Annotated in this window: 10 protein-coding genes; 6 read left to right on the top strand and 4 right to left on the bottom strand. The window is 44.4% G+C overall.

Features of this window, described 5'->3' with window-relative positions:
- Window positions 1-20 precede the first annotated feature (20 nt).
- The gene (locus tag AC3CIA_RS10815; RefSeq protein WP_488518113.1) at window positions 21-2,147 is read left to right on the top strand and encodes an AsmA family protein; all 2,127 of its coding nucleotides are present in this window, start codon (window positions 21-23) and stop codon (window positions 2,145-2,147) included.
- Window positions 2,148-2,381: 234 nt separating this feature from the next.
- Here AC3CIA_RS10815 and cobO read toward each other — a convergent pair whose 3' ends face one another.
- Window positions 2,382-2,987 (bottom strand): cob(I)yrinic acid a,c-diamide adenosyltransferase, encoded by a 606-nt coding sequence (gene cobO / locus AC3CIA_RS10810; RefSeq protein ID WP_428783288.1) that lies wholly within the window; start codon window positions 2,985-2,987, stop codon window positions 2,382-2,384.
- Window positions 2,988-3,071: 84 nt separating this feature from the next.
- Between cobO and AC3CIA_RS10805 the strand changes: the two genes are divergently transcribed.
- The gene (locus AC3CIA_RS10805; RefSeq protein WP_428783287.1) at window positions 3,072-3,521 is read left to right on the top strand and encodes a low molecular weight protein-tyrosine-phosphatase; all 450 of its coding nucleotides are present in this window, start codon (window positions 3,072-3,074) and stop codon (window positions 3,519-3,521) included.
- A gap of 111 nt (window positions 3,522-3,632) precedes the next feature.
- Here the strand turns inward: AC3CIA_RS10805 and AC3CIA_RS10800 are convergent, their stop codons facing one another.
- Both AC3CIA_RS10800 and rne read right to left on the bottom strand, forming a co-directional pair.
- Window positions 3,633-5,180: a SulP family inorganic anion transporter gene (locus AC3CIA_RS10800; protein ID WP_004733998.1), complete on the bottom strand. Its 1,548-nt coding sequence runs from the start codon at window positions 5,178-5,180 to the stop codon at window positions 3,633-3,635.
- A 258-nt stretch (window positions 5,181-5,438) separates the two neighbouring features.
- The gene (gene rne, locus AC3CIA_RS10795) at window positions 5,439-8,621 is read right to left on the bottom strand and encodes a ribonuclease E (protein ID WP_488518112.1); all 3,183 of its coding nucleotides are present in this window, start codon (window positions 8,619-8,621) and stop codon (window positions 5,439-5,441) included.
- A gap of 618 nt (window positions 8,622-9,239) precedes the next feature.
- Here rne and rluC point away from each other — a divergent pair.
- Window positions 9,240-10,184, top strand: coding sequence for a 23S rRNA pseudouridine(955/2504/2580) synthase RluC (gene rluC / locus AC3CIA_RS10790; RefSeq protein ID WP_017078123.1), 945 nt, complete (start codon window positions 9,240-9,242; stop codon window positions 10,182-10,184).
- Window positions 10,185-10,436: 252 nt separating this feature from the next.
- Here rluC and AC3CIA_RS10785 read toward each other — a convergent pair whose 3' ends face one another.
- The gene (locus AC3CIA_RS10785) at window positions 10,437-11,018 is read right to left on the bottom strand and encodes a Maf family protein (RefSeq protein WP_488518111.1); all 582 of its coding nucleotides are present in this window, start codon (window positions 11,016-11,018) and stop codon (window positions 10,437-10,439) included.
- 149 nt (window positions 11,019-11,167) lie between these two features.
- Here AC3CIA_RS10785 and yceD point away from each other — a divergent pair, with 149 nt between their 5' ends.
- From yceD to plsX, 3 genes are read left to right on the top strand one after another with little or no spacing between them, the layout of a single operon-like run.
- Window positions 11,168-11,695 (top strand): 23S rRNA accumulation protein YceD, encoded by a 528-nt coding sequence (gene yceD / locus AC3CIA_RS10780; RefSeq protein WP_004733994.1) that lies wholly within the window; start codon window positions 11,168-11,170, stop codon window positions 11,693-11,695.
- A gap of 44 nt (window positions 11,696-11,739) precedes the next feature.
- The gene (gene rpmF / locus AC3CIA_RS10775) at window positions 11,740-11,910 is read left to right on the top strand and encodes a 50S ribosomal protein L32 (protein WP_004737376.1); all 171 of its coding nucleotides are present in this window, start codon (window positions 11,740-11,742) and stop codon (window positions 11,908-11,910) included.
- A gap of 9 nt (window positions 11,911-11,919) precedes the next feature.
- Window positions 11,920-12,945: a phosphate acyltransferase PlsX gene (plsX, locus tag AC3CIA_RS10770; protein WP_017062152.1), complete on the top strand. Its 1,026-nt coding sequence runs from the start codon at window positions 11,920-11,922 to the stop codon at window positions 12,943-12,945.
- Window positions 12,946-12,950: the final 5 nt, after the last annotated feature.

Genomic DNA, 12,950 nt, shown 5'->3' with positions numbered 1-12,950 from the left:
TCTAAGCAAGGAATATGCGGATGAAGAAACTACTCATTTTCATAGCTGTACCAGTGTTTGTTGTCGTTGCAGCAATTCTGGCACTAGTGCTGTTAGTGAACCCTAACCAATTTAAGCCATTAATTGTCGAACAAGCCCAAAAACACACAGGCCTAGAGCTCGTGATCGAGGGCGATATCAGCTGGCAATTCTTCCCATCTATTGGCTTCGAACTTGGTCAAACTGAATTACGTAACCCTGAAGGATTCACCCAACCAAATCTGTTTAAGGTTGATACCGTTGGCGTTGATGTTTCGGTTACCCCGCTATTTAGCAACCAACTAGAGATCGGCAACATTACTCTAGATGGTGCAGAATTCTATTTAGAAACGCTTAAAGATGGTCGTAAGAATATCGACGCGCTAACGCAAGCATCAGCTCCTCAAGAGTCTGAGCCTGCAGCTGACGCAAGTTCTGAATCAACACCTGCGCCCCAAGAACAAAGTGCGACAGACGCATCTGGTTGGACAATCAACCTTGCCGGCGTCACTGTTTCAAATGCGTTGTTTGAGATGGACGACAAGCAAGCAGGTTCATTCACTAAGCTATACGATGTGTCTTTGAATCTTTCTGAGTTTGCTGTTGATACATGGACAACTGCGACATTTGCCGCTTCTGGTGAAAACAATCAACAGAAGTTCTCTGCAAACGGTAGTGCAGAATTCAAATTAGCGGAAGGCTTCGCAAGTTACGCACTGCGTAATATTGACTTAAACGCTAAGTTCAATGATCCAACGACGTCGATTGAGTCAGCAAAGATTGGTTTGAATACGTTTGAGTTCGATAAGGTAAACCAACTGACTTACGCTGTAATCGGTAATGCGGCTGGCCTTGACCTTGATCTTAAAGGTGGCGGCGAACTTACCGTCGATAGCGCGATTTCAAAAGTAACGCTGAACAAATTAACGTTAGACTCAACATTCAAAGGCGACACGCTTCCTCAGTCTCCAATGAAAGTCGACATGCTGTCTGATTTAAGCTTCGATATTAATAAGAGCCACCTGAGCTTTGTGTTAGAGAAGCTACAAGCTAACGCTATTGCTTTAGACGGTAAAGCAGACGTAACCCTATCTGAAATACCAAAGGTTCGTTTCTCTCTTCATAGCCCGAATATTGATTTAGATGAGTTCTTAGGCTTAGGCAATACAACAGAAACAGCGAGCACAGCTCCTTCTGGTTCTGCTGGTGGCTCAACGTCAAACTCTGGTAGTTCAGCTCCTGCTAAAGAAGTCGAACCTGATCTTTCTGCATTGAAAACGCTCGACGTGAAAGGTGACATCACGATTGATAAGTTCAAGGCGAGCAATGCGAAGATGCAGAATGTTAAAACGGCATTTTCGGTTAACCGTGGTATCGCAGAGCTAACCTCATTCACATCGAATCTTTACCAAGGTTCTATTTCTGCGACCGCTAAGCTAGACGCTCGTAAAACACCAGCGACCTACACTGCTAAGAAGAAAATTAGAGGTGTGAAGGTTCAACCGTTACTGGTTGATGTAGCGAACAACGACATGCTGGAAGGGACGGGTAATATCGATGTTAACGTTAAAGGTAAGAGCCTGACGCCAACAGGAATCAAGAAGAACCTAGTCGGCACGATCGTGATTAACTTTGAAGATGGTGCGGTGAATGGCATCAACGTTGCTCAATTGATTCGAGAAAATTACGCTAAGATCAAAGGCGAAAAAGTTGAAAGCACAAATGAAGCTCAAAAAACGGACTTCAGTGCAATGAAAGCGACACTGAAGGTCGACAAAGGTTGGGTTTCAACGAACGACTTATCGGCACAGTCACCACTGCTACGCGTGACAGGTCAAGGTAAAGCAAACTTCATCAATGAAACGGTCGACTTCCTTGTTCGTACATCGATTGTTGGTTCGCTTGAAGGTCAGGGCGGTAAGAACATTGATGACCTGAAAGATGTGACCATCCCAATTAAGGTAACAGGCCAATGGGCTGACCCGAAATTTGCGCTTGTTTTTGATGATGTGTTGAAGCAAAAAGCACAAAAAGAGATCGACCGTGGCGTGAATAAGCTAACGGATAAGATCAAAGACGAGAAGACCAAAGAAGCGGTTGACGGTTTGTTGAAAGGTTTCTTTAACTAACCTTTGCCTAACTCGCATATAAAAGAAGCGCCATTCCTACTGTAGGAATAGCGCTTTTTTTTGGATGCTGATTATTATCCGGGCTTAGTAAGCAAAGAGATTCCCTATGAGACTCGTTCCTCGTTCTAGGGAATGACGATCGGTGCTCGTCCTTTATTAAGGGGAGTAACACTGAGGGGTCGTCATCCTCGAGAGGGAAGAATGACCGAGTCGGGGATCTCTAGTTGAATGCGATTACCAGTCGACACCTTGTAGTGCTTTAACACCGGATTCGAAAGCGTGCTTCACGTTACGAACTTCAGATACTGTGTCCGCCATGTCTGTCAGAGTGCGGTGCGCACCACGACCGGTAATGATCACAGATTGCATTTTCGGACGGTTGTTGAGAGCCTCCACCACTTCATCCAGTTCGATATAGCCATAGCTCACCATGTAAGTCAGCTCATCAAACAGAATTACATCAATCGACTCATCGGCCAGCATGCGCTGACACTCTTTCCACACGCGCTGTGCGGCTTCGATATCTTGAGCCTTGTTTTGGGTTTCCCAAGTGAAGCCGGTTCCCATAACTTGGAATTCCACATCCAGTTTTTGAAGAACGTTCTTTTCGCCGTTATCCCAAGTCCCTTTGACAAATTGTGCAACGGAACATTTCTTACCATGACCAACTGCACGTGTAATGGTACCAAAACCGGATGTTGATTTTCCTTTACCGTTACCAGTAATAACCAGCAATAAGCCTTTCACTTCTTGTGCTGCAGCCACTCGTGCATCAACTTGTTCTTTTACTTTCTGTTGTCTTGCTTTATGGCGTTGTTCTTTGTTGTCTTCGGTCGACATAACAAATCCTTTTAAGTTGTGATTGCGCCTATCATAGCTTAACTTAACGATAGCAAAAACCATCGGAAGAACAGGTGATTACGGATGAAAAAGATACTCGTTGTTTGCATGGGGAATATTTGTCGTTCGCCAACAGGTGAAGCGGTGCTTCGAAAGAAAGCTCAGCAGATAGGGATTGATGTTGTGGTCGACTCTGCGGGGACGATTGGCTTTCATCAAGGTAATCCACCAGATTCACGTTCTAAGTCAGCCGGTGAAAAGCGTGGCTACAGCTTTAAAGGTATTACGTCTCGCAAGGTAGTGATGAATGATTTTGATGAGTTTGATTTAATACTAGCCGCAGATAAGGCGAATTTAGATGATCTAACGAATCAGTGTCCAGCCCACCTTCAATACAAACTTGCGCTATTCTTGAGCTTTGGAGAGTCACAATATCAAGAGATACCGGATCCTTATTATGGTGAGGGAAATGGCTTTGAGTTGGTGTTGGATTTAATCGAAGAGTCTAGCGAAGCGATACTGCGTTCAATTTAGTGTAGAGGCTGTGTTCTTGGTTGGGCGATAAAGTATCAAGGTTCATCGATATAAAAAAGGCCGACATCGAATGTCGGCCTTTCTAAATCTAGCTTTAAGCCATGACTAAGCTTACTTAGACATTACTTTGTAGATTGGGTCTTCTGCAACGTTCGCTTCAACTAAGCTACCGGCTTTGTGCAGCATAGCAACACAGTCTTGGCTTAGGTGGCGAAGGTGAAGTGTTTTACCTAGTGCAGCGTAACGGTCAGCAATCGTGTCGATCGCTTCAATTGCAGAGTGGTCTGTTACGCGTGAGTTGGCGAAATCAACGATAACATCTTGTGGATCGTTGTATGCGTCAAACAACTCAAGGAAGTTAGCGGTTGAACCAAAGAAGATTGGGCCGTTAACTTTGTACTCTTTAGAGCCTTCAGCGTTAACTGATTTGTCTGCGTAGATGTGTTTAGCATGTTGCCATGCGAACATTAGTGCCGAAGCAACAACACCCACACCAACAGCGACCGCAAGGTCCGTTAGTACTGTTACCACGGTAACCAGAACGATAACGAAGAAATCTTGCTTAGGAACGCGACGCGCAAGCTTGAAGGTTGCCCATTCAAACGTACCGATAACAACCATGAACATTACGCCCACAAGTGCTGCTAGAGGAATCATTTCAATCAGTGCAGAACCAAACAGGATGAACATCAGTAGTGCAACTGCCGCTACGATACCTGAAAGACGACCACGACCGCCTGAGTTTACGTTGATCATCGATTGACCGATCATCGCACACCCACCCATCGCTCCGAATACAGAACACGTTACGTTAGCCATACCTTGACCAACACATTCACGGTTAGATTGGCCACGAGTGTTTGTCATCTCGTCTAGTACCGTTAGTGTCAGTAGAGACTCGATCAGGCCGATAGCTGCAAGGATAATTGCGTATGGCAGGATGATCTGAAGTGTCTCGAAAGAAAACGGAACTGCAGGAATAGAGAACGTTGGTAGAGAGCCCGCTAGCGTAGCGGCTTCGTCACCAGACATAGTACGTAGGAAGTCAACAACAGTACGAGTTTCAAGATCAAGGCCTACAACCAAAGCCGTTACCGTTACAATAGCAACCAATGAAGATGGTACTGCTGTTGTTAGCTTAGGTAGGAAGTGGATGATACCCATAGTGAGTGCGACTAGGCCTAACATCAGTGTCATTTGGCCGCTTGGTAACCAAGTTAATGCACCCGTTACGTCTGGCGCTTTAAATTGACCAAGCTGAGCTAGGAAGATCACAATTGCCAAACCGTTCACGAAACCAATCATTACTGGGTGTGGAACGATACGGATAAATTTACCTAACTTGAATACACCCGCTGCAATTTGCAGAAGGCCAGCCAGCATAACGGCTGCGAATAGGTATTGAACGCCATGGGTTGCCACTAGGCTCACCATTACAACGGCCATTGCGCCAGTTGCACCAGAAATCATACCTGGACGACCACCGAAAACGGAAGTGATTAAACCTACGATGAATGCTGCGTAAAGACCAACCATTGGGTCAACGCCAGCAACAAAGGCGAATGCTACGGCTTCAGGTACCAGAGCTAGGGCTACTGTAAGACCTGAAAGCACGTCATTCTTTACAGAGTGCTTTGAAAATTGTGGGAATTCGAACATGTTTGCTCAGCTATGCTAAAAATGGATTTACCGACACGAGTGTATTGCGTAGCCAAACAGTGATGGAAAAGAGCGGCAATAGCGAAGTGTCGAAAAGATAAGTGCGCGAATGCTACCCAAAAATGTGACTAAGTTCAAGGTTGAACCTAACTTTGAGTAATATATCTGTTAATTTTTATTCGATTAGTAGATATGAAAAAGGCTGCTTTAATAAGCAGCCTTTGATTCTATTTACTTGTGATTATCTATCAGTAATCGCTAGTAGTTTGGCTTAGTCATACCTGCGCCAGCTTGGTTCGACGCTGCCTGACTACCTGCACCTTTCGGTACAAAACGCTCAGCGCGGAACGGAGCTGCAACAACTTCAATCTCTTTGATCTCTTGTGGACCAGGAGCTTTAGTCATTGGTGAGCCTGCTTGCTTCTTAGCAACCGTTGCTTTTGGTGCAGCTTGAGGAGCTTCTGCTTTTACAACAGGCGCTTCTTCAACTTTTGCACTTTCAGCTTTAGGTGCTTCAGCTTCAACAACTGGTGTTGTCTCTTCTACTGCAACAGCCGCTTCGACTTTCGTCGCTTCTACAATCACTGGAGCTTCAACTTTCTCAGTTTCAACGACTACAGGAGCTTCAGTTACCTGAGCTTCAGAGCGAGTTTCTTCAGCAACAACTGCGTCTTCACGAGAGATGATTACTTTACCCATAGCTAATTCAGGACAAGCAAAACCGCCAGCCATCACTACGTTGCTTTGAGGTGCATTCTCTTGAGCTGTATTTTGCTCTTGAGCTTGAACAGCAACTTGAGTTTCAGTAGCAACTTGAGCTTCAACAGCAACGTTCATTTCCGCCACTTCAGGTTTTGTCTGATTGTGGTGAGGTTTTGGAATGAAGCGAGGCATCACTTTACCCATAGCCATCTCAGGAGAAGCTACACCACCTTTACGTAGGCGGAATGGGTTAGGGCGACGATCACGACCGCGACGACGACGTTGACCACTTGCACGTAGGTGACGTGGAGAACGACGGTTACGACGTTGCTTCGGCTCTTCCTGTTCTGTTTGCTCAGCATTTACTTGAGTTGCTTCTACTTGTTCCGCAACTTTTTGCTCTTGAGCTACAGCTTGTTCGTGATTTGCTGTTTGTGCCTTTTGCTCTTTTGAAGCGTTATCGGCATTGTTGTCAGCTTCTGCTTGAGCTTGTTGGTCTTTAACTCGAACTAGTTTGTTCAGTTTACGACGTTGACGACGCTCTTTAATTTTCACAGCTTTTGCTTCAGGCTTCGCCTTTGGCGCTTCTGGTTTATCAGCTTGAGCTTCTGCCGCTAGCTGTAGACCTTCTTCTGCTAATTTAGATGGTACTTGCTCTTCTTGTTGCTTCTGCTCATCACGTGGCTTATTGCGACGATCTTGCTTAGGCTTACGAGGCTGACGAGTTTGCTGTGGAGCTGCTTCTTTTTGCTCTTCAGGTTTCTCATCACGTACAGGTTTACGACGGCGTTTGTTGTCACGGTTTTCGTTGCGATTGTCACCACGTTCATTACGTTGTTCGCTACGGTCACCACGCTCGTTACGTTGTTCGCCACGGTCACCACGTTGGTTACGACGGCGGTTGTCGTTACGATCACGGCGTTGACGGTTACCGTTGTTGCGATTGTTCTTAGGTTTTTCTTCTTTCTTCTCTTCTTCTTTCTTCTCTTCTTGAGTTGAAGAGCCAAATAAGAAGCTACCGATAGCTTTGAAGAAACGACCAATTAGGCTAGGTTCTTGCGTTGCAGCTGGTTCAACTTTCTTCTCTTCAACAGCTTTAGGTGCTGGAGCAGGAGTAGGTGCTGATTGAGCTGGAGCCGCGAAACCTTTCAGAGCAGGCTCTTCGATCTTCTTAGGACGAATAGTCTGTTCTACTGGTTCTTTGCTTTCTGCTTCTTTTAAAGCTTCTAGCTTGGTAGGCAGCAAGTAAGAGAGTAGATCGAACTCTTCACCTTCACGAACACGGATAACCTCAAAGTGTGGTGTTTCCATGTCAGAGTTAGGAACAATAGTGATCTTAACTTCTTGGTTCTTCTCGATGTGGTTTACTGAGCGACGTTTTTCGTTCAGAAGGTAAGAGGCGATTGGAACAGGCACAACAGCAAGTACTTGTGCTGTGTTGTCTTTCAGAGCTTCTTCTTCAATCAAACGTAGAACAGAAAGTGCTAGAGATTCGTTATCACGAACAACACCAGTACCTGTACAACGAGGACAAATGTGGTGGCTTGCTTCTGCTAGTGATGGGCTCAAACGTTGACGAGACATCTCTAGAAGACCAAAGCGAGAAATACGACCAATCTGAACACGTGCACGATCTAAACGAACGGCATCACGTAGACGGCTTTCAACTTCGCGTTGGTGGCGAACCGGAGTCATATCGATGAAGTCGATAACAACAAGACCACCTAGGTCACGTAGACGTAATTGACGTGCAATTTCATCGGCTGCTTCTAGGTTAGTGTTTAGCGCTGTTTCTTCAATATCGCTGCCCTTTGTTGCACGAGCAGAGTTGATATCGATAGAAGTTAGAGCTTCTGTTGGGTCGATCACGATAGAACCACCAGACGGAAGACGAACTTCACGTTGGAAAGCTGATTCGATCTGGCTTTCAATCTGGTAATGGCTAAATAGTGGCACTTCACCATCGTATTTCTTAACGCGATTCATGAAATCTGGGCGTATTAATTGAATGTGCGCTTGTGCACGTTCAAAAATAGTATTGCTGTCGATTAGAATCTCGCCAATATCACGACGTAGATAGTCACGAATCGCACGAACGATAACGTTACTTTCTTGGTGAATAAGGAAAGGAGCTGCATTTGAATCAGAAGCTTGCTTAATAGCGCCCCAGTGATTCAATAGAACGTTCAAGTCCCACTCTAGCTCTTCTGCACTTTTGCCAACACCTGCTGTACGCACGATTAAGCCCATGCCTTGAGGAAGCTCAAGAGTGCTTAATGCTGCTTTCAGTTGAGTGCGTTCATCACCTTCGATACGACGAGAAATACCGCCAGCACGAGGGTTATTAGGCATAAGAACTAAGTAACTACCCGCCAAAGAGATGAAAGTTGTCAGTGCAGCGCCTTTGCTACCACGTTCTTCTTTCTCAACTTGTACGATTACTTCTTGTCCTTCTCTTAGCACTTCTTTAATGCTAGGACGGCCTTGGTATGTATAACCTTCAGGGAAGTATTCGCGGGCAATTTCTTTAAGAGGGAGGAAACCGTGACGTTCTGCGCCGTAATCAACAAATGCCGCTTCTAGGCTTGGTTCAATACGGGTAATACGTCCTTTGTAGATATTCGCTTTCTTTGACTCGTGACCTGGACTTTCGATATCTAGATCGAACAGTCGCTGGCCATCAACCAAAGCGACACGCAACTCTTCTTTTTGAGTTGCGTTAATTAACATTCTTTTCATTTAGAAATTCTCATTGTCTTTTCTTATTTTCATCATTGGTCTTATCGCTTTATTCGTTTCTCATGGTGCCAGATCCCATGGCTTTATCGGTGCAGCCTCCCGGCTGGAGTAGGGATGCTCTGGGGCACGTCAGTCATCATAGGGAGTTAGCCTATGATCCGCGATGTGGCGGTGAATACTCAACATGAGTGTACGTGAGTAGAGCGATAAGGAACTCAGTTGACCGTGTCTTACGCCGATTGCAGCACTGTCTAATCTGAGTCATCTACTCATTTACTTGCTTATGAATGGTTAGCTGTTTAAATATTAGTCAATCCATTGATAGCAGCTGTGAACTATAGCAGTGGTCGGTAAACACAGCAATCTGCTTTGTCGTAATGCGGTAAAAAAAACAGTTTTTGTTTGGGTTTTGATAGCTCTAACTCACTGTCTATAAATAATTTATCAATTGATATTTTAATTTGCAGGAAGCTTGGTGCTTTTTTGTTCGAAGAATCAAAGAAATATAGAACTTCAATGACCTTTTAGGGATAGATCGGCAGGGATTATAGATAAATAAGTTCAGAATAGGGTTAAGAAAATCTCAATTATCAAAAGTGACAGTGATACAATGGCCCAATGAGCGAAATTAGAACCCAAGTCCAATTTGTCGACATTGACGAAGATATGGCTGGTCAGCGTATTGATAACTTCTTACGCAACCAATTAAAAAACATCCCGAAAAGCATGATTTACCGAATCGTGCGTAAAGGCGAAGTCCGCGTAAACAAAAAACGCATCAAGGCTGAATACAAACTAAAAGCAGGTGATTTAGTTCGTATCCCGCCAGTCACTATTGAAGAGAAAACAGAAGAGAACGTGCCAAGCACGAAACTCAATAAGGTTTCTGAATTAGAACAGTGCATCATTTATGAAGATGATCACATGCTGATTCTGAATAAACCATCAGGAACTGCGGTTCATGGTGGTAGCGGGCTAAAGTTTGGCGCGATTGAAGCATTGCGTGCACTTCGTCCTGATGCTCGTTTTCTTGAATTAGTGCACCGTATTGATAGAGATACGTCTGGCATTTTGCTTGTTGCCAAGAAGCGCTCGGCGCTAAGACACCTTCAAGCACAGTTCCGTGAAAAAACGGTTCAAAAATACTACTTCGCTTTAGTGATGGGCGAATGGAAGAACAGCTGTAAAGTGGTTAATGCTCCTTTATTGAAAAATGAAGTAAACAGCATTGTTCGCGTTAACCCGAATGGTAAGGCTTCTGAAACTCGTTTTAAGGTTTTGGAAAAATTCCAAGATGCGACGTTAGTTCAAGCAAGCCCAATTACCGGCCGTACGCACCAAATTCGAGTACACGCTCAGTATACTGGCCACCCAATTGCTTGGGATGACCGTTACGGTGATCGTCGTTTTGATGCTTACACGGGTAAAGTAGGATTGAATCGTTTGTTCTTACATGCCGCCAACATTAAGTTTACCCACCCAGGTAGCGAAGAGAAGATGGATATCTCGGCTCCAATGGAAAAAAGGCTAGAGAGAGCACTCACTGGTCTACGTAAGCTTTAAGAAGATACGAAAGGGTTAGCTGTTTCTAGCCTTACCTATCTACTAACAAAAAAGGTTGACGAAATCCGTCAACCTTTTTTGTTTTCATCTGTTGTAGAAAATCCCCAACTCGCTCGTTCCTCGCTCATGAGGATGACGACTTTTTAAAGACAGGTTCTACATCATGAGCTGATGGATGATGTAGCTATCTTCGTCATTCCCTAGACTGACAAAGGAAGGAGTAGGGAATCTCTAACAAAGAGAGAGTCTCCGTTATAGTACGCTCATTCCTTGCGCTTCTAACATATCAACCAGATCGATCAGAGGTAAACCGATCAAGGTATTCGGGTCTTTACCTTCCATCTGTTTAAATAGCGCGATACCTAACCCTTCACACATAAAGCTGCCCGCGCAGTAATAAGGCTGTTCTTTCTCAACATAAGAAATGATCTGCTGTTGTGTTAAATCACGGAAATGCACGATGAAGGTATCTAAGCGAGTGTCGGCTTTATTGGTTACACTGTTCCATACGGTTATCCCAGTATAAAAAGTGATGCTTTTACCGCTTTGGCGAGATAGCTGCTCAATCGCTTTTTCACGAGTGTGTGGTTTACCAATGATCTCTCCATCAATCACACACACTTGATCGGAACCAATCACTAGGCTTGGTTGTTCGACAGTACAAGACTTGGCTTTTGTCTCGGCAAGACGCATCACTAACTGTTGAGGTGTCTCTTCTGGAAGTGGTGTTTCATTGCAGTCAGGCTTCGCTGTGACAAAGTCTAACTGTAGTTTTTTGAGGATCTCTTGCCTAAATGGAGATGTAGAAGCTAAAACTAGTTGGTAATTTCTCATTTTAATTTACAATTCGTGTAAGCATTTAGTTCAGGATAACGTAACTTATTCTGCTATTCATAATGCTCTGAACAGGAAAGGTAGGAAAGTACATTTTTTTTGCCATTTCCTTTGACTAAACACGATTTGGAAGATAAGATTCGCGCCCTATGCAAAAGGAAAAAATACCGCGTACAGTTGATCCGGCAAGAACGGCTCAAAAACGACTCGATATGGATGGTATCATTCAAGTCAGTCTTTTAAAGCGTTTAACCGAAACAACTGAAGGCGTAAAACGTGACGCGCAAGTCTCAATGTCATTTGGGCTTGATGAACAACGATTAGTCGTTATCTCTGGTAAAGCTAACGTCGAAGTCGATTTAGAGTGTCAACGTTGTAATGAGGTTTTCGCACATGAGTGCGATGTCCAATTTACTTATACTCCTGTTTACAGCGAGAAAAGTGAAGAGGAAGCACCGGAAGAGTACGATTTGGTAGATCTGAACGAGTACGGTGAGTTAGACCTGATTCAATTAGTTGAAGACGAGTTCATCCTTGGATTGCCACAAATAGCAATGCACGACGATGCGAAATGTAGCGTTAACTCAAATAACTTGGTGTTTGGTGAACTTCCTGAAGAAATTGAGGAAGATAAAAAGCCGAATCCATTTGATGTTTTAAAAAACTTAAAGAAGTAACTTATTAATAAGTATCTTTAAGAATTTACATAGGAGTAGGGTCAATGGCCGTACAAAAGAGCAAGAAATCACGTTCAATGCGTGGCATGCGTCGTTCACACGATGCGCTAACTACAGCTGCACTTTCTGTAGACGCAACTTCAGGTGAAACTCACCTACGTCACAACGTGACTGCCGAAGGTTTCTACCGCGGCAAAAAGGTTATCAACAAGTAAGGTTGACCTTTGCAAAATCTAACCGTTGCGCTTGATGCAATGGGCGGGGACTTCGGTCCTCGTGTAACAGTGCCTGCCGCCGTGCAGGCACTGTCGTATTTCCCAGAGCTAAAAGTCATTCTCATAGGTGATCGAAATGCGATCACATCTCAATTATCTTCATTAGGTCGAATGCCTGATTCTCGTTTGAGTATCCAGCATTGTGATCGAGTCATTTCCAATTCTGAAAAACCTTCCCTAGCCTTACGTAATAGTCAGGGTAGTTCTATGCGTGCTGCTATCGATCTGGTTGCCGAATCACAGGCTGATGCTTGTGTGAGTGGTGGTAACACTGGCGCACTGATGGCGTTATCTCGTTTCAGACTTAAACTCCTTCCCGGTATTGATAGGCCTGCATTGGTTTCAGCTTTGCCTACTGCTTCTGGCAACCGTACATGGATGCTTGATTTAGGAGCGAACGTTTCTAGTGACGCAGATTCACTGTTTCAGTTTGCTGTAATGGGCAGTGCATTAGCGGAACAACATTTAGGTCGCGCTCCACGTGTCGCTATCTTGAATATCGGTGCAGAAGAAATCAAAGGCAATGACCTTGTGAAACGATGCGCGGAAATGTTGTCTAATACTCAGTCTGTGAACTTCATAGGCTATATTGAAGGTAATCAATTACTTCAAGATGCCGCTGATGTCGTCGTATGTGATGGTTTTGTGGGCAATGTCTGCTTAAAAACGTGCGAAGGTACAGCTCAGCTCTTTATTGATAAGCTAAAAACGCGCATGATGGCTTCAACAATAAAGGGTTGGATCGCCAGAATGTTGTTTTCTGAGCTATTTACTGAATTAAAAACCTTGAACCCCGACCAGTATAACGGCGCAAGTTTGTTAGGATTGCGCGGCATTGTCATTAAAAGTCATGGAAGTGCTGATGTGTCTGCAGTCGTCAACGCGATTGGTGAAGCAGTACACGAGGTCAAACGACAAGTCCCCAGCCGCATTAGCGATCGTTTGGAAGCGGTTTTACTCGAGAGGCATTATTAGTCTTC

The sequence above is a fragment of the Vibrio sp. QJM3NY_27 genome, from assembly GCF_057785955.1.
The sequence above is the reverse complement of the archived record's forward strand: the minus strand, read 5'-3'. Positions and strand labels throughout refer to the sequence as shown.